This window comes from Arthrobacter sp. CAU 1506 (assembly GCF_005047635.1).
Taxonomy (GTDB): domain Bacteria; phylum Actinomycetota; class Actinomycetes; order Actinomycetales; family Micrococcaceae; genus Crystallibacter.
Window position 1 is genome coordinate 18,610 of sequence record NZ_SUKC01000007.1, and the last position, 20,150, is coordinate 38,759.

Annotated in this window: 18 protein-coding genes; 9 read left to right on the plus strand and 9 right to left on the minus strand. The window is 65.8% G+C overall.

Annotated features, from left to right (window positions below; all coding sequences use genetic code 11):
* Positions 1 to 2 precede the first annotated feature (2 nt).
* The 5 genes from E4J89_RS09580 to E4J89_RS09600 form a co-directional block, all read right to left on the minus strand.
* Positions 3 to 686, minus strand: coding sequence for a cyclase family protein (locus E4J89_RS09580; RefSeq protein ID WP_136785913.1), 684 nt, complete (start codon positions 684 to 686; stop codon positions 3 to 5).
* Positions 652 to 2,064, minus strand: coding sequence for a cytosine permease (locus E4J89_RS09585; protein ID WP_136785914.1), 1,413 nt, complete (start codon positions 2,062 to 2,064; stop codon positions 652 to 654). Before E4J89_RS09585 ends, E4J89_RS09580 begins: the two co-directional genes overlap by 35 nt.
* A 37-nt stretch (positions 2,065 to 2,101) precedes the next feature.
* Positions 2,102 to 2,524 (minus strand): nuclear transport factor 2 family protein, encoded by a 423-nt coding sequence (locus E4J89_RS09590; RefSeq protein ID WP_136785915.1) that lies wholly within the window; start codon positions 2,522 to 2,524, stop codon positions 2,102 to 2,104.
* A gap of 169 nt (positions 2,525 to 2,693) precedes the next feature.
* Complete coding sequence (locus E4J89_RS09595; RefSeq protein ID WP_136785916.1) at positions 2,694 to 3,947, minus strand: M20 family metallo-hydrolase; 1,254 nt, start codon at positions 3,945 to 3,947, stop codon at positions 2,694 to 2,696.
* Positions 3,944 to 5,638, minus strand: coding sequence for an amidohydrolase (locus E4J89_RS09600; protein WP_136785917.1), 1,695 nt, complete (start codon positions 5,636 to 5,638; stop codon positions 3,944 to 3,946). The genes E4J89_RS09595 and E4J89_RS09600 overlap by 4 nt, the downstream gene beginning before the upstream one ends.
* Before the next feature lie 162 nt (positions 5,639 to 5,800).
* Here E4J89_RS09600 and E4J89_RS09605 point away from each other — a divergent pair, with 162 nt between their 5' ends.
* The 3 genes from E4J89_RS09605 to E4J89_RS09615 all read left to right on the plus strand — a co-directional run bounded on the left by E4J89_RS09605 (position 5,801) and on the right by E4J89_RS09615 (position 9,922).
* Entirely contained in the window at positions 5,801 to 6,985 is a 1,185-nt protein-coding gene (locus tag E4J89_RS09605; RefSeq protein WP_169303954.1) for a helix-turn-helix domain-containing protein, read from the plus strand.
* A gap of 199 nt (positions 6,986 to 7,184) precedes the next feature.
* A complete protein-coding gene (locus E4J89_RS09610) occupies positions 7,185 to 8,513 on the plus strand; it encodes an MFS transporter (RefSeq protein ID WP_240691826.1) in 1,329 nt (442 codons plus the stop codon).
* Positions 8,514 to 8,647: 134 nt separating this feature from the next.
* Complete coding sequence (locus E4J89_RS09615) at positions 8,648 to 9,922, plus strand: ArgE/DapE family deacylase (protein ID WP_136785919.1); 1,275 nt, start codon at positions 8,648 to 8,650, stop codon at positions 9,920 to 9,922.
* Between the two features lie 40 nt (positions 9,923 to 9,962).
* Here E4J89_RS09615 and E4J89_RS09620 read toward each other — a convergent pair whose 3' ends face one another.
* Positions 9,963 to 10,592, minus strand: coding sequence for a VTT domain-containing protein (locus tag E4J89_RS09620; protein ID WP_136785920.1), 630 nt, complete (start codon positions 10,590 to 10,592; stop codon positions 9,963 to 9,965).
* 87 nt (positions 10,593 to 10,679) lie between these two features.
* On the opposite strand from E4J89_RS09620, the gene E4J89_RS09625 reads away from it, so the two are divergent.
* The 4 genes from E4J89_RS09625 to E4J89_RS09640 all read left to right on the plus strand — a co-directional run bounded on the left by E4J89_RS09625 (position 10,680) and on the right by E4J89_RS09640 (position 13,835).
* Positions 10,680 to 11,693, plus strand: coding sequence for a pirin family protein (locus E4J89_RS09625; RefSeq protein ID WP_136785921.1), 1,014 nt, complete (start codon positions 10,680 to 10,682; stop codon positions 11,691 to 11,693).
* Between the two features lie 39 nt (positions 11,694 to 11,732).
* Complete coding sequence (locus E4J89_RS09630; protein ID WP_136785922.1) at positions 11,733 to 12,083, plus strand: GNAT family N-acetyltransferase; 351 nt, start codon at positions 11,733 to 11,735, stop codon at positions 12,081 to 12,083.
* Positions 12,084 to 12,232: 149 nt separating this feature from the next.
* A complete protein-coding gene (locus E4J89_RS09635) occupies positions 12,233 to 13,084 on the plus strand; it encodes a hypothetical protein (protein WP_169303955.1) in 852 nt (283 codons plus the stop codon).
* Positions 13,085 to 13,238: 154 nt separating this feature from the next.
* Positions 13,239 to 13,835 (plus strand): NADPH-dependent FMN reductase, encoded by a 597-nt coding sequence (locus E4J89_RS09640; RefSeq protein WP_136785923.1) that lies wholly within the window; start codon positions 13,239 to 13,241, stop codon positions 13,833 to 13,835.
* Between the two features lie 91 nt (positions 13,836 to 13,926).
* On the opposite strand, the gene treS is transcribed toward E4J89_RS09640, so the two are convergent.
* Together treS and E4J89_RS09650 are read right to left on the minus strand one after the other, a co-directional pair.
* Positions 13,927 to 16,344 (minus strand): maltose alpha-D-glucosyltransferase, encoded by a 2,418-nt coding sequence (treS, locus tag E4J89_RS09645; RefSeq protein WP_136785924.1) that lies wholly within the window; start codon positions 16,342 to 16,344, stop codon positions 13,927 to 13,929.
* A 191-nt stretch (positions 16,345 to 16,535) separates the two neighbouring features.
* Positions 16,536 to 17,033: a MarR family transcriptional regulator gene (locus E4J89_RS09650; protein WP_136785925.1), complete on the minus strand. Its 498-nt coding sequence runs from the start codon at positions 17,031 to 17,033 to the stop codon at positions 16,536 to 16,538.
* 76 nt (positions 17,034 to 17,109) lie between these two features.
* Between E4J89_RS09650 and E4J89_RS09655 the strand changes: the two genes are divergently transcribed.
* Positions 17,110 to 17,985 (plus strand): EamA family transporter, encoded by an 876-nt coding sequence (locus tag E4J89_RS09655; RefSeq protein WP_136785926.1) that lies wholly within the window; start codon positions 17,110 to 17,112, stop codon positions 17,983 to 17,985.
* Positions 17,986 to 18,103: 118 nt separating this feature from the next.
* The gene (locus tag E4J89_RS09660) at positions 18,104 to 18,841 is read left to right on the plus strand and encodes a polysaccharide deacetylase family protein (RefSeq protein WP_136785927.1); all 738 of its coding nucleotides are present in this window, start codon (positions 18,104 to 18,106) and stop codon (positions 18,839 to 18,841) included.
* Positions 18,842 to 18,894: 53 nt separating this feature from the next.
* Here E4J89_RS09660 and E4J89_RS09665 read toward each other — a convergent pair whose 3' ends face one another.
* Positions 18,895 to 19,596, minus strand: coding sequence for an endonuclease/exonuclease/phosphatase family protein (locus E4J89_RS09665; RefSeq protein ID WP_136786057.1), 702 nt, complete (start codon positions 19,594 to 19,596; stop codon positions 18,895 to 18,897).
* Positions 19,597 to 20,150: the final 554 nt, after the last annotated feature.

The window sequence follows — 20,150 nt, forward strand, 5'->3', positions numbered from 1 at the left end:
CGCTAAAGCCACGCGACGGCCCGGACGGGGGCTCCGTCGGTCGCCGTCAGCTTGAGCGGAAAGAAGCCCACCGTGCACCGGGCGGGCAGCTTGGCGGCATGGCGGACGTTCTCCACAATCAAGCCGTCGGATCCCAGCACCAACTCATGCACCGGAAGGCTAAAGGACTCGGCAGGCTGCAGCGTCCGGTCGGGGTTCAACGTGTCCACGGCGAGCACCCGCATGCCCCTGGCCCAGAGCTCATCGGCCGCGGCATGGGAGAGCACCGGATGATCCAGATACCTATCGGTGCCGAAGTGGCGGTCCCAGCCGGTAGCCAGCAGCACGATCTTGGGCACGTTGCCCTGGACCTGGCTGGCCACGTGGTGCCAGCGGATTTCATCGCCGGCTTCCAGGTCCGGAACCTGCAGCACCAAGGCTTCGCCCACCAGTTCGTCCAGCGGCACGTCGGAGGTCGTGCGGCCGCCCTCGATGCTGTGGCAGGGAGCATCGAGATGGGTTCCGGTGTGGCTGCCCAGGTGCAGAGCAGATACTTCCACCCCGTTCTCCGCGATGGTCAGCGCGCCGCCGATCGCCACCTGCGGGTCGCCCGGGAAAACCTGCATCCCCGAGGACAGCGGGTGCGTGAGGTCCACGAGCTTCACGTCGAGCTCATTCTCCGGTGCCCAGGGCAGAAGAGTCGGCATCCGCCACTGCCGCAGGCTGCTCCGCGAGGTGGCCGGCCGGATCCCCGGCGAAGCGTGCCCGGCTCTTGACCGAGAGGCCCAGATACAGCACGAAGCTCAGCGCGAACGCTGGAATGGTGGCCCCGACCGGGCTGGGCCAGACGTAGGTCAGCGCGTAGGAGGCTCCGGCGCCCACCAGCCACACCGCAATCGCGGCCCAATTCACCCCGCCGGTGTACCAGTACTTTCCGCCGCTTTCCCGCAGGATGTCCCGGCCGTAGCTGCGCCGCTTGATGATGTAGTAGTCCACGATCATGATGGCGAACACCGGCACGAAGAAGGCGCCGATCATGACGAGGAAGTCGGTGAACTGGTTCAGCAGTGCCATCCAGGTGGAACCGGCGATGGAAACGACGCCGACTACCAACGCCGTCGGAAGGAACCGGAGCTTCCGGCGTGCTTGTGCGTTCACGATCGAGGTGACCATGCCGTAGACCACCATGGTGTTGGTGGCCATGACGGACATGAAGATCACGATGGCCAGTGGTGTACCGAATGCCGCAACGATCACGGTCGGATCGAATTCCGCCGGCTGCCCTCCGGAGAGGATCACGTAGCCGATGGCGGTGGCGCCCAGCGTCATGGCCAGGACGGTGGACAGCGTGTAGCCGATGCCGGATCCGACAATTCCGGCGCGGCTGGTCTTGGCCAGGCGGTTGAAATCGGCGGACAGCACCGTCCAGGAAATGGCCGTGGCGATCACAATATCCAGCACCACAAAATGCGTGTATCCGAGCGACTCGTCGACGCCAATCTGGTTGAACTCGGCCGGGCTGAAGGTGGTGAAGGCGGTGATGAAGACGTAAACCATGATCGCCAGGATGACGACGGCGAGCCACGGCTCGACCTTCGCAATGCCCTCATGGCCGAGGATGGCAAGGCATACCACGATGGCCTGGCACAGCACGGCGAACAGGATGGGGTTGGAGAATCCGGTCAGCTGCGCCACCACATAGTTGACGGTGACACCGGCCAGCATGGCCTGCACCCAGCTCCAGCCCATCAGGATGATCACGTTGGCGGCCACCGGCAGCAGGCTGCCGCGGGTGCCGAAGGCTCCCCGGGTGATGGCCATGGTGGGCAGGCCGGTGCGGGTACCGATGTTGCCGATCAGCGTCAGCACGACTGCACCTGCCAGGGTGCCCATGACGATCAGCCAAATGGCCGAACCAAAGTTGATGCCGGGAATGAAAAGAGTGCCGGTGAGCAGTGTGGTGACCACAAAGTTGGCCGCCAGCCAGATCATGCCGATGCGGGGAGTGGACAGCGTGCCGCGGATGGGGCCGAAGCCATCCGCGTTCCGTTGAAGATGGTTGTCCAGACGCTGGTAGAGATTCATGAGGGTCCTAGGTGCGAGAAGGATCGGAAGAGGAAGCTCAGCTTGCTGCTGCCGTGGTCATCGGTGAGAGGTGTTCATGCACGGCAACCAGGCGGCCGTCTGCGTCGTGGCGGAAAACGATGGTTTCCCGCTCGCGGTAGGAGTCCTCGCCGTCGGGCAGGGCTACCGTGGTTGCCACGTCGTGCACGAACACGGCGCCGCCCGGGAACACGGTCACATGCTGGTTGCTGGATTGGCAGTCGACCACGCGCCACCCGTCGTTGAGCCATTCGGCCCAGAGCGACTCGTAGGCAGCGCGGCCCTCCAGCCGATCCTGCTCCGTGTGAAACACAAAGCTGGCCTCCGGGGCGAAGCCGGCAAAGTAGCGGTCCGTGTCCGTAGCGGCGAAGGCACTGACGATGTTGGCCGCTGCGTCTTTGACCTGCTCGATGGAAGGAGCACGGCTTTCCACCGTTCCCATGTGATGTCTCCTAGCTGCAGCCGAACGGCGGCCGCACAGAAAGTTTCTAAGACGCAACAAGTGTTGCCTGTCAGTGATCTAACTGCAAGTGCCGGTCGTCACATCAGGAATTAAACGACGACGGCGGGGCGCACCGTGAGTGGTGTACCCCGCCGTCGTGCGCCAGCAGCTATTCCGCCGCGAGCTCCCCGCGGACCAGCCGCCGGGTGACCTCGGTCAGCAGGTCCACGCCGCGCAGGGCGTCGTCGTCGCGGGTGAACTCTGCTTCGTTGTGCGAGATGCCGTCGACGCTGGGCACGAAGAGCATCACCGTCGGGACCACGTCCTTCATGTTGGTGGAGTCGTGCCCGGCTACCGTCATGATTTCGGTGTGGCTGAAGCCCAACTGTTCCGCGCTGGCGGCCCCGAGCGCCACTCCCGCGGGCTGGTAGGACACCAGCCCCCACCGGTGGGTCTGCACCAGCGAGATGTCCGTCTTGGAGAGAGCCTCGGCGTCGGCGACGCGCTTGTCCAGCAGCTCCACGGCGCGGGCCAGGACCTCTTCGTCCGGCGAACGCAGGTCCAGGTTCATCACCACCTGCCGCGCAATCGTCACCGGCGAGTTGGGCAGCACGTACATCTCCGACACCGAGGTGTGCAGCTGTCCGGGCGCGAACTCGGCAGCGAGATCACGGGCGGCAGAGATGACCAGCGCCGCCCCGTACAGGGCGTCCCGGCGGTCCTCCATCCGGGTGGAACCGGTGTGGGACTGCGCGCCGTCGACCGTGACGCGGTACTTGCTGGCCGCCCAGGTACGGTCCACGATTCCCACCTGGGTGCCGGTTTCCTCGAGGTTCTTGCCCTGCTCGATGTGGATTTCGGCGTACCGGGCCACTTCCGCCAGCACCGGGGCGCCGGTTTCGGTGCCGCGGTCGCCCGCCGCCAGGGCTTCGGCAACTGTTGTGCCGGCCGGGTCCGTGGTGGCCAGCGCCTGCTCCAAGGGGAGCTTCCCGGTGAACACCGAGCTGCCCATCATGCTGGGCGTGAACCGGCTGCCTTCTTCGTTGAACCAGTTGACCACGGCAATGTTGTAGACCGGGTCCAGCTCGCCGGCCGCCGCCTCGGCTGCGATGCGGGCCGCTGCGTGGGCGCCGGCCAGCACGCCGTAGGCGCCGTCGTAGCGGCCAGCCAGCGGCTGCGAGTCCAGGTGTGATCCGAGCAGTACATAGGGGGCGCCGGGGACAACGTCGATGGTGCCGAACTGATTTCCGGCCGCATCGACTTTCTCCGCGAAACCATGCTGGGCCAGCCACTCGCCGAACCAACGGCGGGTGGCGTGGTCCGCTGTCGTGCCGGCCTGCCGGTCCACGCCGCCGCCGGCGGTGGCGCCGAAGCCGGACATGGTGGCGAAGTCAGCCAGAAATTCCTGGTTGGTGGTGCTCATCGGGTTTCCTCCCCGCTAGTTGCCATTTCCGGATCCAGGTCTTCCTGCGCCGGGAACTTTTCTGCGCCAAAGCGGAGCTCGCCGCCCACCATGGTGGCCAGCACCTGGGTGGCGCCGATCTGCGATGGGTCGACGGCGGTGGGGTCCTGATCCAGGAAGACCAGGTCGGCCAGCATTCCCGGCACCAAACGCCCCTTGGACCCGTCCGTTCCCGTGGCGGCGGCGGAGCCTGCAGTGTAGGCGTTCAGCGCCTCGGCCGCGGTGATTCTCTCATCCGGACCGTACACCTCGCCGGACGGGGTCAGCCGCTCGACGAAGGACTGCATCACGGCCAGCGGCCGGCCGTTGGACACAGGGCGGTCCGAGCTGCCCGGGAGGGTGGCGCCGCGCTTCAGCAGGCCGTTGGCCGGGTAGGACGTCGCCGTCCGTTCCGGTCCCAGCAGCTTCGCCATGCCGTCGCCGAACTCCGTGATGAAGTGCGGCTGCGGGACCAGGACGATGCCTGCCTCGGCGATGCGGTCCAGCTGCTCGGGGCGGATCACGCCGCCGTGTTCGATCCTGTTGGGCAGCGGCTTGCGGCCATACGTTTCCTGCGCTTCCGTGATGATGTCGATCGCGTGGTCCACGGCATGGTCGCCGATCGCATGCATGGCGATGGACCAACCGGCCCGGTACGCCTGGAGCGCGGATGAGCGCAGTTCCTGGGCGTCCATCTGCAGGTAGCCGTGGTTGTGCGGGCAGCCCACGTACTCTTCGGTCACATACGCGGTGCTGCCCAGCAGGGATCCGTCGCTGAAAATTTTCACCGGTCCCAGCCGCAGCCAATCGTCGCCCAGACCGGTGCGGATGCCGGCATCCAAGCCCCGGGAGTCCGGGTCTGCCTCGTGCCCCGTCACCTGGTGCAATGCGTCCAGAACCATCATCGGCTGCATCCGGACACTCAGCAGCCCCTTGTCGCGCGCGCTCTGGTACGCGCCGAACTCGCGCGGCGAGTAGCCGATCCAGCCGCCCGCGATGCCGGCATCGGTGACGCTGGTGATGCCCTCGGTCAGGTAGTGGGACGTGGCCAGGTCCAGCGCGCGCTCAATGGTGGCCAGCGGGTAGGGCAGCATGATGTCCTGCACCAACCGCATGGCGTTCTCCTCCAGCAGCCCGGTGGGCCGCCCCTCGGCATCCCGGGCAACAATGCCGCCGTCGATCGGCGCGGCGAGGTCCGCACCGCGTGCCACGATCAGGTCAAGGGCGACGCCGTTAACATTGCAGGCATGGCCGGACGAGTGCTTGATCCAGACCGGGCGGCCGCCGGAGGCAGCGTCGAGCCGATCGCGGTCCGGCTGGGCCCCGTTGTGCAGCAGCGGGCTGTACCCCGAGGCCACCACCCATTCGTCCTCCGCGAGCGAAGCAGCGGCGTCGGCTATCACCGCATACGCCTCGTCCAGGCTCGCGACGGACCCAAGATTCGCTTCCATCAGGCCGAGCCCGAACCACACACTGTGGGCGTGCACATCGTTGAAGCCGGGGACAATGACGGCGCCTGCGGCGTCGACCACTCGTCGGGCGCGGGGAACACTCTGCTGGTCGACGTCGAGTGCCAGCACCTTCCCATCGTGGATCAGCAGGCTTTCAGCCACCGGCTGTTGGGGATCCTGGGTCAGAATGCGGGCGTTGCGGATCAGGAGATCGACGAGCATGAGTCCTCTTCGTGCTTTCGCTGCGGCGTGCCCGCAGCGATCGGTGGCGTCAGGGCCATGCCGGGCCGCCACCTTCATTTGAACACTGGAGTAATGTCGCACTCAATGGCTAAATGACGCCATAACTTCGGGATAGATTAGGCGATTGCATAAGATGGACCCATGAGCGAGTCGCTAGCAGAGGTCCTTGCGCACGGCGCCAGCCTGCCCAGGGAGTTCAATCCCGACACGTCAGCCGAGCCTGCGTGGATGGAACTGATCCAACGCTTGTGGCAGGAGCGCGATTCGCTGGTCAGCGATTTCCTGGAACGCTTTGCCACCATCTCTTACGAGGGGGCACTGGTGCCGGACGAGGATGTCCACCGGACGGCAGCAGACACCATGGAGATGTTCCTGTTCCTGCTGGCCGGGCTGGATCTGCCCGCAGACCTGCAGTCCCTGCCGCGGGACGTCGCCGCGCGCCGGGCCCGCCAGGGGGTCCCGATGGAGGCCTTCCTCAGCGCGGTCCGCAACGACTTCAGGGTGCTCTGGAAAGGGCTTGAACGGGTAGCGCGCGGACACGGCACCGAGATCCTCGTGGCCAACATGGACCGCGTTCTGGACACCGTGGAGAACTACGTCAGCAGCATCCAGCAAGCCTTTTCCGAAGAAGAAGCCTTGCTCGTCCGCGATAAACAGCTGCACCGGCAGCGGCTGCTTTCGAGGCTCTTTAATACGGATACCCGAAACGCCGGCGAGATGTCCGACATCGCCGACGGGCTGGAGGTACAGAGCTCGGACGTGTTCGAGCTGATGGCAGTCACACGGGAGACGGCGGCGAAGTTGCCGCGCCAGCCCGGTGCGGATCGCCAGACGTTCAGCTACGAACGCGCCGGGGCGCTGTACCTTTTCCGCGTGGTCCGCGCCGGACGGACATGGCAGGACGACCCGCCCGAATTTCCTGCCGGCTACGTCCCCGGCGTTGAAGGCCTGGCGGCGATTCCCCAAGCAGCGGCATCCGCCTTGGTACTGGCCACCAAACACGGCGAGGAGGCGGGACTGGCCACCGTTCCGGGAACCTGGATGACCATTGCCCGGGACCTGCTGGAAAACGCCCTGCCCGGGTATTCGCACCCGATCACCACCGCCTTGGACCACTGCACACCGCACGAACGCCAGCGGTTGCTGCAGGTAGCACGCAGCTACGGCCGCACCGGCTCAATCAAGGAAACGGCGGAGGAACTGTACTGTCACCGGAACACGGTGGTCAACCGGCTGCATTCCCTGGAAGAGGTCATCGGGCTGGACCTGACCGTCCCGGCACAGGCCGCCTTGGCACTGGTAGCCCTCGCGGACTACAAAAACTGACCCGGCTTGTGAATATGCACAATACACCCTTGTCAAACCGGTGAGTATTGTCATTGTTTAGGGTATTGGCACTCCAATACAGTCGAGAGGTACTTCACAGCTCTACCGCGGGATGTCCTCCGTTCAGGGCCATTGGAATTATCGGGCTGTCTCTGCTCCATCGACAACGACGGCCCCGCTCAGCTTGAAAGGCAACCACGTGACGACGCCGCAATCCCTCAAAACTCCCGGCGCACCGCCGACAGTTTCCGGCAAGGACGCGGGCAAGATCGCCCGCGCCGCCTTCGTCGGCACCGCCCTCGAGTGGTATGACTACTACCTCTTCGGCACCGCTGCTGCCCTTGTGTTTAACCGACTGTTCTTCACGGACCTGGATCCCACCGCAGCTCTGCTGGCCTCCTTCGCCACCTTCGGCGTGGGCTTCGCCGCACGCCCCATCGGCGCCGTGCTCTTCGGCTACATCGGTGACCGCTACGGCCGCCGTCCGGCCCTGCTGACCACGATCGTCCTGATCGGCGTCGCCACCGCCCTGATCGGCCTGCTGCCGGACTTCGAGGCCATTGGCTTGGCCGCACCGATCCTGCTCGCCGTGCTGCGCCTGGTCCAGGGCCTGGCCGTGGGCGGCGAATGGGGCGGCGCGGTGACCATGGCCGTCGAGCACGCCCCGGCGGAAAAGCGCGGCCGCTACGCCGCCTTGGTCCAGATCGGTTCGCCGGTCGCCACCCTGATGGCCTCCGCCGCGTTCACGCTGGTGCTGCTGTTCCCGTCCGAGACCTTCGACGCGTGGGGCTGGCGCATCCCGTTCCTGCTGGCCATCCCGATGCTGCTCGTCGCGCTCTGGATCCGCTTGAAGGTGGAAGAATCCCCGATCTTCAAGGACCTGCTGGCCCAGGAAGATACCGCCAAGGTGCCGGCGCTTGAGGTCTTCCGCCACGCCGGCGGACGCCTGTTCGTCGCCGTGTTGGCCGCCTTGCTCGGCGTCGGCGGTTTCTACATGATCACCACCTTCGCGGTCAGCTACGGCGCCAACACCCTCGGCGTGGACCGGAACGTGATGGTCAACGCCACGCTGGTCGCCGCCGTCGCCCAGATCATCGTCACCATTCTGATGGGCCGTCTCGCCGAGAAGGTCGGACCGGGCAAGGTCACCATGTGGGGCGGCATCCTGACCGCCATCCTGGCTTTCCCGATCTTCGCGATGATCGACACCAAGTCCCCGCTGCTGATCACCCTGGCCATCACGCTGGGCATCATGCTGATTGCCGTAGCCTACGCCGTCAACGGCGCGCTGCTGACCGAACTGTTCCCGGCCAGGCTGCGCTACTCCGGCGTGGCCCTGGGCTACAACATCGCCGGTGCCACCAGCGGCTTCATGCCGATGATCGCCACCGCCATGCTCGGCGTCTCCGGGAACGCTTCCTGGGGCGCGGCGATGATCCTGGCCATCATCGCGCTGCTCACCGCCGTCGGCGGATTCCTCGGCGAGCGGATGCGTGTCCAGGACAAGCAGATCGTGGCCGACGCCTAATCCTGCTGCCCGCACCGACCGGTGCGGGTCCCGACGGCCGGCACAGACCGCCGTCGAAAGCACCACTCTCTAACAACGCGTGGGGGAGCCGTCCAACCAGACGGCTCCCCCACGTCATCACCAAGGAGCAATGGATGATCACCGAAGAACAGTCCCGGCGTATCCTCGAGGCAGTCGACGCCGCTTTCGACGAGCAACTCTCCTTCACCCAGGAACTGGTGAAGCATCCGTCGCTGCGCACCCAGGAAGGCAGCGCCCAGGACCTGCTGCATGCGGCCATGGCGGAGCGCGGGCTGGACATGGACCGCTGGCAGCTTGATCCCGAAGAGCTCGCCACGCATGAAGGTTTCGGTCCGGTCACCGTCTCCTACGAGGACGTGACAAACGTCGTCGGAACCTATCTGCCCGCCGCCGAAGCCGGCCGCTCGCTCATCCTGAACGGTCACGTCGACGTGGTGCCGGAGGGCCCGGCAGAGCACTGGTCCCGCTCCCCCTGGGACGCGCCCATCATCGATGGCTGGATGTACGGCCGCGGCGCCGGCGACATGAAGGCCGGACTGGCCGCCAATCTTTTCGCGTTCGACGCCGTCCGGGCCGCCGGACTGGAACCGGCCGGCCGCATCCACTTCCAGTCCGTCGTCGAAGAAGAATGCACCGGCAACGGCTCGCTGTCCGCACTGATGCGCGGTTACCGGGCGGATGCTGTGATCATCCCGGAGCCCGAAGAGGACATGCTGGTCCGGGCCAACGTCGGAGTCCTCTGGTTCAAAGTACGTGTCAGCGGCAGCCCGACCCATCCGCGCGAAATGGGCACCGGTTTCAACGCCATCGACGCCGCCTACACCGTCATGACCGCACTGCGCGAGGTTGAGGAGAAGTGGAACGCTGACCGCGGCCAGCACCGCTTTTTCGAGGACCTGGAGCACCCGATCAACTTCAATTTCGGGCAAATCATTGGCGGGGACTGGCCCTCCAGTGTTCCGGCGTGGTGTGAATTCGACGTGCGGGCCGCCATCTACCCCGGCATCCCGGCCGAACAAGCCTGGAATGAAGTGCAGCAATGCCTCGCCCAGCTGCAGACCGGACCGGCACCGATCAACGCCGTCGCCACCAAAACCGGGTTCTTTTCCGAAGGATACGTACTGGAACCGGGCAGTGAAGCCGAGTCGCTGCTGGAGAGCACCCACCAGCAGGTCTTCGGCACCGAGCTTGGCAGCTTCACCACCCCCGGTTACCTCGACGGACGCGTTTTCACGCTCTACGCCGACACCCCCACGCTGGTGTACGGACCGGTCTCCGAAGCGATCCATGGTTTCGACGAACGGGTGTCCGTCGAGTCAGTCCGGCGGATCACCAAAAGCATCGCCCTGTTCATCGCCAACTGGTGCGGGGTGGACGAGCAGCGGTAGGCCCGTTGCCGCCACCACCGGTTCCGGCCGGTGATGGCGGTTATGGCCCATTGACCCGGTTTCGGACAAATTCCGGCAGCTGACGCGCTTCCCACCAGGACACCGCGTGGTTAATGACCGTTCCCAGCACCAAGGAGACGGCGATGGCCAGCAGCACGGCGAACTCCGTGGTCAGCTGGGGCCAGGCGCCGGAGAGTGCGCCGATGCCCACCGAGTACACGGACCACAGCACACCGGCGATGACGGAGTGTGCCAAGAACCGGCGGCCGGGCTGGGGAATCATCCCGGCCGCCACATTGAGCGTCAGCCGCCCCAAGGGCACAAACCGGGACGTCATCACCAGCGGCAGGCCCTTGCGCCCCAGCCTGGTGCGGGCGGCGCGGAAGCCGGACTGCCAGTGGTCACCGGAGAATAGCTTGCGCTCCGAGAGGTTGAAGTGGCGCACCAGGACGAACGTGGCAGCGTCTCCCGCCACCGCCCCGGCCAGCATTGCTGCGGCCAGCAGGTAGGGGTTGAGCTGGTCCGTATGCACCGACAACGATCCCAACGCAACAAACAGTGTGGTGCTCGGCACTGGGGGAACCATGGCGGAAACGGTTACGAATAACGCCCCGGCAAGATAGATCCACCAATAATCCAGACTGCGCAGCAGTTCGCCGAGTTCCTCCATCCCTCTATCCTCCCCGAAGCACAGGATGGAAGCCTGAAGGACGCTTCACCGGGGTGCTTCGGCGGTCCAGGTGCCTAGACTTAGCCCATGAGCAACATGGAGACTGCACCGCGGGAAGTCGTCTGCACGTTGGAAGCCGACACCGCCGACGTGGAAGTCCTGACTCCGCGGGATGTCCCACTGGGCGGGGTCCGCGCCATGAACGTCCGCCGGACCTTGCCGCAAAAACGCCGCAGCCTGATCGGAGCCTGGTGCTTCCTCGATCATTACGGGCCGGATCTGGTCTCGCAGAGTGGCGGCATGCAGGTTCCGCGCCACCCGCACACCGGCCTGGCCACGGTCAGCTGGCTGTTCTCGGGAAAGATCTCGCACCGGGATTCCGCCGGGTTTGAGGCGATCGTGCGCCCCGGCGAGGTGAACCTGATGATTGCCGGCCGCGGCATTTCGCATCAGGAATTCTCAACCCCGGACACCACCTTCCTGCACGGCGCGCAGCTGTGGTTCGCGCTTCCGGATTCGACCCGGAACATGCCGCCGACGTTCGAGCATTACACGCCGGACCCGGTCATCGGCGACGGCACCGAACTGCGGGTCTTCATCGGATCCTTGGCCGGTTCTACCTCGCCGATCAACACGCGCACCCCGCCGCTGCTGGGCGCCGAAGCCGTCCTTCGGGCCGGATCGCGGCTGGAACTCGATCTGGACCCTGCGTTTGAACACGGCATCCTGCTGGATACCGGCGACCTGCGGCTGGACGGGGACGAGGTTCCGGTAGACCACCTCGTCTACCTCTCCCCCGGCCGCGGCCGGGTGGTACTGGAGGCGGGAGACGCCCCGGCACGGGTGCTCCTGATCGGCGGCGAGCCGTTGGGCGAGCAGATCATCATGTGGTGGAACTTTGTGGGGCGGAGCCACGACGAGATCGTCGCCTACCGCGCCGCCTGGCAGGCCGAGATCGACGCCGAACCCGCGCCGCAACCGGCCGGAGGCACCTACCCGGACGGCACCCCCTTTCCGCGGTTCGGCCCGTACCCGGAAGGGATGCCGGCCCCGCTCCCGGCGCCAACACTGCCGACCGTCCAGTTGCGCCCCCGAGGCTGATCCGCAGAACATCCCCGGCCCACACCTACAGGAGACAGCATGGAACCCGAATCGCCGATCACCGTCCGCCTTCATGCCGAACGCCACCGTTACGAACTGGTGGATGGAGACAAGGTGATCGGCAAGGCCCACTGGCTGCCGTTCGAGGGCAGCACCGGGCCGGAACGGATCTTCTTCCACACCACGGTCAAGGAGGAATACTCCGGCCAGGGGCTCGCCGGCCGCCTAGCCCGGTTCTCGCTTGACGACACCATTGCCTCGGGCCTGGCAGTGGTCACCGTGTGCCCCTATTTCAAGGCCTACGTGGAGAAGCACCCGGAATACCAGCCCAAGACCGTGCCCGTCCGGCCGCAGCACCTGCAGGCGGTCGCCGAACTCACCAGCGAGTAATCCGCCCCGCGCACGGGGACCCCGCTGGACCTGCGCCGATCGTTCCATCATGCGGACGGGTCGGAACTCCCGCCGCTGGCCGCCAGTTGTTAAGGCGAGAGATGGTCACCACGCACGGGCTGTGAACCCGGGCAGGCAAGGAGCAGGGCATGGGAATGTTCGACAAGCTGGTCCGCAAGGGCAAAACCATGGCGATCCAGTATGCCAAAGAGCAGCTGGCCCAGCGCACCGGTCAGCAGCGCCAGGATCGTCCGCAGGCCGGGGCCGGCTACAACCAGGGTCCCGGGTACGGCCAGCAACCGGGCTACAACCAAGGCACCGGCTACGGGCGGGACCGCGGGTACAACGACGGCGGTTACAACCGCCGCGGCGGGGACGACGCCGGACAGTATCCGCCTTCACGGCAACCCCATGGCGGCCAGCCCGGCTCCGGTGCGGGACGTGACGCCGACCAGGCCGCCATTGCCAAGTACAAGTACATGCTTCACACGGCGCCGCCGCAGGATATGGAGCGGGCCCACGCCGAAGCCTTCGCGCGCCTGACGCCGCAGCAGCGCGCCATGCTCCGGGAGGACCTCAACAGCCAGCTTCCTGCCTCGGAGCGGGCCGCCTCCGACCAGCCGGAAACCCTGGCCAGAACCGCGACCCGCGCCGAGGTCGCCCAGCCGGGGTTCATGGAACGGATCCTCGGCCGGAGCGGGACAGGACGCGGCGGAGGCCGCTTGGCGGCGGGTGCGGCCGGTGCCGCCGGCGGCTTGGGCGCCGGGTTGCTCGCCGGAGTGGCCGCAGGTTTCGTCGGCTCGGCCATCGCCGGTCCCCTCTTGGACGGATTCTCCGGAATCGGCGACGGAATTGCCGGAGCGGCCGAAGGAATCGGCGACAGCGTTGCGTCCGCCGGGGAGGGCTTTGCGGACAACGCCGGTTTCGGCGGCATCTTCGGCGACGGGGCGGGCGGCATCTTTGGCGACGCCACTGAGGGCCTCGGCGACTGGGAAATTTGATCAGGTCGTCGACCGGCCGTTGAGGGCGGGCAGGGTTACCGGGCATTGCGGTTCGCAGTAGCCTTGCGGGTGTCGGGCGGCCTCCTCCGGCGCCCGCGCCCAATGGATCATCCGCAACGGCCGGCTGCGCCGGCCACCGGGAAGGAACCATCCCATGCCCACCTACAAGATCGGCTATTTTGTCGGCAGCTTGTCCAGCACCTCCATCAACCGAACGCTGGCGAAGGCTCTGATCAAGCTGGCTCCGGCCAGCCTGGAGTTCAATGAGATCGCCATCAGGGACCTGCCGCTCTACAGCCAGGACTATGACGACAACTTCCCGCCCGAGGCCCGGACGCTGAAGGAAGCCATCGAAGCCTCCGACGGCATCCTCTTTGTCAGCCCCGAGTACAACCGCTCCATCCCCGGCGCCTTGAAGAACGCCATTGACTGGGGTTCCCGCCCGTGGGGCACCAACTCCTTTGCCCGCAAGCCCACCGGCATCGTCGGCGCCTCCCCAGGCGGTATCGGCACCGCCGTCATGCAGTCCTCCATGCGCGGTGTGCTGAGCTTCCTCGATGCACCGCAGTTGAACGCCCCGGAGGTCTACATTGCCTTCAAGCCGGAGGCCTACGGGGAGGACGGCGAGGTCAAGGACGAATCGACCAGGGGTTTCCTGAGCCACTACATGGCGGAGTACGGGGCGTTCGTCGAACGGGTCCTGGCCGTCAACGCCCCCGGCCACATCGGCGACCCCGACAGCGAGAAATAGCCGCAGGGTGTCGGCTGGGTGAGTAAGCCCCCCATCGACTGATGGCCCCTGGACCTCCGGGTCCAGGGGCCACCACCATCGTCAGCGCCGGTCAGTCGTAGGCTTCCGGCCCCTGCTCATCGGCCACGTCGAGGTCTTCGGAGGCAGCGCCGTCGTCGTTGTCCTCTTCAGCAGGCGGCGGGGTGACGAGCAGCGCCGTCCCTTCATAGGGACCCAGCTGCAGGTAGAAACTGTGCAGGTCATCCACCGTGCCGATGGCCTCACCGCTGAACGCGTCGGTCACTTCCGAGCCCAGCTGCAGCGCCTCGGAGCGGACGGTGCCGGCCATCTCCTGGCCGGAGAAGTTCAGCACCGTGACCTCCTGTCCGCCGTCCACCAGCTGGTGCACCATCACCAGCATGCCGCGCTGGGAGACATCGGGGACATCGATCAGCGCGCTCTTGGCGATGCCGTGCTGGTCGCGGACTTCCAGGATCCGGGTCAGCTGCCGCGCGAAGGAGGAGTCATCGCCGAGCTGCTCGGGCAGCGTGCCGTACAGCGCCCGCGCCATCGGCATGCCGGACGTTGACGCCTGCGCCGACGGATCGAAGCCCATCAGGTCGTGCGCGCCGCGGTTGATCCAGCGGGTGTCCCCGCGCGACATCAGCCGGGACACCTTGCTGCGGTCCAGCGGAAGCATCCCGCACAGGTCCCAGCCGGAGAGCGCGAAGACACCGGGCTGCAGCGCGTTGTACATGGCCAGCAGCAGGTGGACCCGGCGGACCTCTGCCGCCTGTTCCTCGGTGATCGAGTCCAGTTCGGTGATGCCGAGCACCGCGGTGATCACGCTGGCCGTGGTGCAGGCGATGCCGTTGGCGGTGAAGACCAGGTTGTAGGGCGCGGCCTCGCCGGTGATCCCGTCCCGCAGCGTCTGCTGCACCTTGTGTGCCAGTTCGGCTCCGGTGAGCTCCTCGCCGTCGAGCTCGTAGAGGTCGTCCTTGTGCTTGGTGGTGAAGTGCACCAGCTCGTAGGTCAGCTCGTCGTGGTTCTGCAGCGCATGCACCAGGGACGCCTGGTCGACGCCGATCTCCATGGCCAGCCGCAGCGTCAGCCGGAGGAACTCGGTATCCGCGGTGACCAGGGCGTGGTGGTAGGCCGGACGGGTGACGAAGTCGTAGGACAGATCCGGGCCGGTTTCGGAGGTGGCCTTGATGTCGTCGATGCTGAGGTTTAGTTCCTGGAAGGTGAAGGCCCCGACCTTGCGGACCATGCTGCCGATGATCTGGTTGGCTGCCGCGGAGAGCGGATGCCCTTCCGACCAGGCCGGGGTTTCCTCGGCGCTTTTCTCCACGCCCAGGAAGCCGTTGGCGTCCAGCCGCAGCGCCCCCGTGCCCAGGTCCACCAGCGAATGCAGCGCGTCGCCCATCACCAGCCGCATGCCGGAAAAGGTGGGGTCCAGCCAGTTGATGGACGGCTGGCCTGCCTTGAAGTAGTGCAAGTACACCCAGCGGTGGGCCTTGCCTTGTGTGTCCAGCACCGGCGGCGTGGCGCTCCAGTTGGTTTCCTTCACACCCGGCTCGTAGAAAATGACCCGCTGGAGCTCGCCGATAATATAGCCGGCCTGCTGCAGCGCGCGTTCGGTGGCCACGTCGATGTTGACCGAGTCCTCCCCTTCCGGCACGTCGGGCAGCAGGTCCCAGTCCGATTCGGGAATGTCGATCATGTGGTAAATGCCCGGGTAGTCGCGGAAGTTCATCTCCGCCAGCCGAAAGTCCGCGCCCTTGCCGGTGTGGCCCGGCACGATGTCGTCCACAATGGTGCCGCCGTGCTCGGTGGCGACTTCGCACATGGCCCGGAACTCGTCCTCGGTGCCGAACAGCGGGTCGATGGCCATGCTGATCCGGTCGAAATGCCCGTCCACGCTGGGGGTATGCTCCCAGCCGCTCAGCCCGCCCGCCAGTTTCACCGGGCCAATATGGATAGCCTTGATGCCAATCTGCTGGAACGCCTCCCACAACTCCGAGTCGCCCAGGGCTGCGAGGAACGTCTGCCCGGGCCTGGTGATCAGGGACAGCGGATAGGCAGTGAACCAGACCGAGGCCTTCTCCACCGCGGCCCGCGGGTCCGGGTAGGCGTAGGGGTTTTGCCACATGCTGGCCTGCCCGGAGAGCTGCCGCGCCAGCACCTTCGCGTCTCCCAACATGGACTGGTTGCGCAGCCACTCCACGTAGACGCTGTTGCGCGCATCCGGGTCGAACGGGGGGCGGCCGGGCATAAAGTGCCGGCGCCGGGCGGTCGGGCGGAGCGAGCGCGGCCGGGCCGGGTAGAACTGCTCGTCGAACGTGATTTCCGGAACCTGCGGTTCGGCCTCGGGCTCGACGGCGGTGCTGCCGCCGTCGTTGGCAGCAGCACCGCCGTCGCCAAGGGCACCGCCCTCATCGAGGGCGCCGACCGCAGCGGCGGGGACACCGCCGTCGTCGTGGTGAATGCTGTCAAGGGCGGACTCGGGACCAGGAACCGAATCGTTCATGGCGTCATCTCCTTTAGTGCTCGAGAAGCTGGAATCATCCAGACCGGCTTGCTCCCAACACTGCCAGACCCGCGGTGCCATCACTACCCCTGCGCCACCGCAAGGACCGCCAAAGCGGCCTGAAGATCCAGCAGGAAGTGGATCACCACCAGGTACGGCAACAGTGACGGCCGCCGCCGCAACGCCCAGCGCTACCTGCGGATGTCGGTGGCGGTTTGCTCCACTTTGGCCAACAGTTCCGCGAGCTGGGCGCGCTCTGGCTGGCTCAGGCCGGCCAGCAGGGTGTGCTCGGTGTCCACGTGGTCCGGCAACGCCCTGTTGACCAGATCCAGTCCGGCCGGGGTGAGCGTGACCTGCTTGCCTCGGCCGTCCTTCGCGTCCTTGGTGCGCGTGACCAACTGCTTCTCTTCCAGCCGGTTCAACCGCTGGGCGATGGCTGCCGAGGTCACCATGGCGGTCTCGGTCAGTTCGCGGGGGCTGAGCGCATACGGCTCCCCGGACCGCCGCAGCGTGGCCAGCACATCAAAACTTGCCGCATCCAAGTCATGCCGGGCAAAGGTGGCGGCCAGCACCGCGTCGATTTTCCGGGCCGCCCGGGAAATCCGGCCCACCACCGCCATCGGCGAGACGTCCAGGTCGGGCCGTTCCGCAGCCCACTGATTGAGAATCCGGGTTACCTGATCTTCCATGCCGCCCAGCATAGACTATTCCTAAGCGCTTAGCTATATTGGCTAAGTGCTTAGGAATAAATGGGTTCTTCTGACAATGACAGCCGTTGCCCCGCTGACCTGGGGCACCACCTATGCGGTCACCACCGAGCTACTGCCGCCGGACAAGCCGTTCTTGGCCGCAGCCGTGCGCGCGCTGCCGGCCGGGCTGCTGCTGCTCGCGGCCACCCGCCGGCTGCCGCAGGGTGCATGGTGGTGGAAAGCGGCCCTCCTCGGCGCGCTGAACATCGGCATGTTCTTCGCCCTGCTCTTCATTGCCGCCCACCGGCTCCCCGGCGGTGTGGCAGCGACCATCGGCGCCATCCAGCCTTTGCTTGTGGCAGTCCTGGCCTCGCGCTGGATCGGCGAGCGCCTGACGTCCGCCAAGATCGTTGCCGCGGCGGCGGGACTGGCGGGAGTGGCACTGCTGGTGCTGCAGTCCGAGGCCAGGCTGGATGCCGTGGGCGTGGCGGCGGCCCTGGGCGGGACGGCTTCGATGGCCGCCGGCCTGGTGCTGACTAAGAAGTGGGGCCAGCCGGCCACCTCGCTGGCGGTGACCTCCTGGCAACTGACCGCCGGCGGGCTGCTGCTGGTCCCGCTGGCGCTGTTCGCGGAGGGCCCGCTGCCCACCCAGCTTTCGGTGCTGAATCTGGCCGGCTATGCGTATCTTTCCCTGGTGGGCACGGCCCTGGCCTACGCACTGTGGTTCCGCGGACTGCAACTGTTGCCCGCGTTCAGTGCGTCGCTGCTGGGGCTGTTAAGTCCCGTGGTCGCCACCGCCATGGGCTGGCTGGTCCTCCACCAACAACTCTCCCCCGGTCAGGCCGCCGGCGCCCTGCTGATTCTGGGAACACTGGTGGCTGCGAACCTGCCGCGAAGGAGGACGGCGGAGCTCACGCCAAGCGCCGACCAGTCGATCCGGAAAATAGGGTAGGCCTACCCTCTTGCCGCTTCCAGCGCATTTGCTCCAAAATGGCGCGTAGCCGCGTGCGCCCTACGAACTGGAAACCTCAGTTCCGGCCGCACGGTGTGTGGGGGAAGGACGGTGCGCCATGCGTACCAGCCGAATTTTGATCATCTTGGCGACTGTCCTGGGGCTGACCACGGCGGGGTTCGTGCCTAGCGCCCAGGCGGCCGTTAGCTGGACGCAAAGCGAGGCACGGGGGCCCAACCACACCAGCCGTGTGGTGCTGAGCTATGACGATTGTCCGAAGACTTTGACTTCTTTCACGAAGGTCATGAAGCACGCCAAAAAGAAAAACATCGGACTGGTCATCGCACCCACCGGCGGCTGTTTGCAGAAGTACAGGAAGAAATACGACGTCGATTTGGCGAAGCTGGCCCGTTCGTACGGCCAGTACGTCATTAACCACAGCGTCAACCACCGCAAGGATATGAAGACGCTCAGCTGCGCAGCTGTGGCCCGGGAACTGCGCGCTCCTGGCGTGGTGACCAATTACGGCCGCCCGCCGTACGGCCGGATCGATGATTCGGTTCGCTGCGGTTACCGGAAGGTCGGCATGAAGCCGTGGCTGTGGACCAGAGGCACCTATGACACCACGGGCAAGACCAAAGCGCAGGTGGTCTCCAGCGTGGCCAAGATAGCCACCAAGGGCGGCACCATCTTGATGCATATGCAGTGGAACGGCTTCAATCCCGATGCCATCAGCAAGATGAAAGCCAAACTGGCCGATCGCGGCCTCAAAGTCTGCAGGGCCTACCGCGGCAAGGACAACAAGGGCTCCGTCATCACCAGTCCGGTGAAGCTGCCGTCGAAACTGCCCTGCTAGGCAAGTCTCCGCCTGAGAGCAGGCATACGGCTACCAACATCCGCCCGACGACGTTAGCTGGCGCGGGCGTGGTAGTTCTCGTCGACGTATTCCGCGGTCACCAGGATCGGCAGGTGGTCCGACTGGCCGCGCGGCAGTGTCTCCACGCTCTGGATATCCAACCCCAGCGACGTGGCGAAATCGAAGTGCCCGCGGAAGAGCTTGTAGCGCGTGTAGGTCCTGCGGTTGCTCAGGGTCAGCGCGTAGCCGGATTCTTTCAGGTGCTCCACCAGGTTCTTCGTGAAGAACGGGTAGTTAAAGTCGCCCACCATCAACGTCATCTGCAGGCCGTCGCCGCCCATGCCCAGCAGCGCCTCGTGGCCGGCCCTGATCTGGTGCCGGCGCAGGGAGTTGGTGGCCGTCAGAGGCGCGGCGTGGAAGTCGCCGATGACGACTTCGTGTTTGGTTTCGTTGTCCACCATTTTGACTCCGAGCAGCCGCTCATGAGCCGGCGCCAACACATAGTCGTGCAGCGATTTCTTCAGTTCGAAGGTGTTGGTGTCGACAGCTGAGAATCTTTTCTGGTCGTAATAGATGGCCAGTCCGAGCCTGTTCCCTTTGGTTGAATCGGCCAACTGCAGGTGGCCCAGCTTGTCCGGGAGCTTCTCTGTGTCTGCTTCCTGCAGGCACATGACGTCTACTTCGTAGCGATCGGTCAGGTCTTCGAGTTCCGCGCTCGCACTGTGCTTCCGGAGGTTGTAGCTAATAGCTTTCAACAAGGGATCACCCTTCCAAGGCGGCGGTAGTTGTTGCCTGCGGCCCATCCTACCGAGCCAGTCTGGGTGTTCCACCCAGACTCAGTCAGCCAGCGTCATGAAAGAGGTGGATTGCCGGTGGCCCTGGGATGCGGACACCAGGGCGTGCTTTTTGGAATCCCGCCGCGGCCGGATGCGGCGTTTTCCAGCACCGGAGCGCCGTCCAGCCGTAGGAAAATGATCCTCGTCAACCCCTAGCACTCACTCCGGATATAGGTAAAGCTGTGGGGAGGGGAATCAGGGTCCTGCCCATCCGAACGTGTGCCGATCTTCTGGACGCGGTATGGGCAGCGACACGATTGATGCGCTCCTGCCTCCGGTATGGGACCGGATGACAAACACAGAGAGGTGTTGTGAGATGACTGATTTGGCAAGCACACCGGGCCAAACCACCCAAGTCACTACGGGGCTCTACATTGGGGGTGAAGTCAGGGACACCGGCGAGACCTACGCCGTGGCGGACCCCGGCAAACCCGGCGCAGTGGTGGGATACGCCGCCGCGGCGTCCAAGCAGG

Coding starts and splice junctions, on each gene's coding strand:
- E4J89_RS09655 (WP_136785926.1), top strand. CDS start 17,110: ATGACAGCCGTTGCCCCGCTGACCTGGGGCACCACCTATGCGGTCACC.
- E4J89_RS09585 (WP_136785914.1), bottom strand. CDS start 2,064: ATGAATCTCTACCAGCGTCTGGACAACCATCTTCAACGGAACGCGGAT.
- E4J89_RS09660 (WP_136785927.1), top strand. CDS start 18,104: ATGCGTACCAGCCGAATTTTGATCATCTTGGCGACTGTCCTGGGGCTG.
- E4J89_RS09600 (WP_136785917.1), bottom strand. CDS start 5,638: ATGCTCGTCGATCTCCTGATCCGCAACGCCCGCATTCTGACCCAGGAT.
- E4J89_RS09635 (WP_169303955.1), top strand. CDS start 12,233: ATGGGAATGTTCGACAAGCTGGTCCGCAAGGGCAAAACCATGGCGATC.
- E4J89_RS09590 (WP_136785915.1), bottom strand. CDS start 2,524: ATGGGAACGGTGGAAAGCCGTGCTCCTTCCATCGAGCAGGTCAAAGAC.
- E4J89_RS09605 (WP_169303954.1), top strand. CDS start 5,801: ATGAGCGAGTCGCTAGCAGAGGTCCTTGCGCACGGCGCCAGCCTGCCC.
- E4J89_RS09650 (WP_136785925.1), bottom strand. CDS start 17,033: ATGGAAGATCAGGTAACCCGGATTCTCAATCAGTGGGCTGCGGAACGG.
- E4J89_RS09595 (WP_136785916.1), bottom strand. CDS start 3,947: ATGAGCACCACCAACCAGGAATTTCTGGCTGACTTCGCCACCATGTCC.
- E4J89_RS09615 (WP_136785919.1), top strand. CDS start 8,648: ATGATCACCGAAGAACAGTCCCGGCGTATCCTCGAGGCAGTCGACGCC.
- E4J89_RS09580 (WP_136785913.1), bottom strand. CDS start 686: ATGCCGACTCTTCTGCCCTGGGCACCGGAGAATGAGCTCGACGTGAAG.
- treS (WP_136785924.1), bottom strand. CDS start 16,344: ATGAACGATTCGGTTCCTGGTCCCGAGTCCGCCCTTGACAGCATTCAC.
- E4J89_RS09640 (WP_136785923.1), top strand. CDS start 13,239: ATGCCCACCTACAAGATCGGCTATTTTGTCGGCAGCTTGTCCAGCACC.
- E4J89_RS09625 (WP_136785921.1), top strand. CDS start 10,680: ATGAGCAACATGGAGACTGCACCGCGGGAAGTCGTCTGCACGTTGGAA.
- E4J89_RS09620 (WP_136785920.1), bottom strand. CDS start 10,592: ATGGAGGAACTCGGCGAACTGCTGCGCAGTCTGGATTATTGGTGGATC.
- E4J89_RS09630 (WP_136785922.1), top strand. CDS start 11,733: ATGGAACCCGAATCGCCGATCACCGTCCGCCTTCATGCCGAACGCCAC.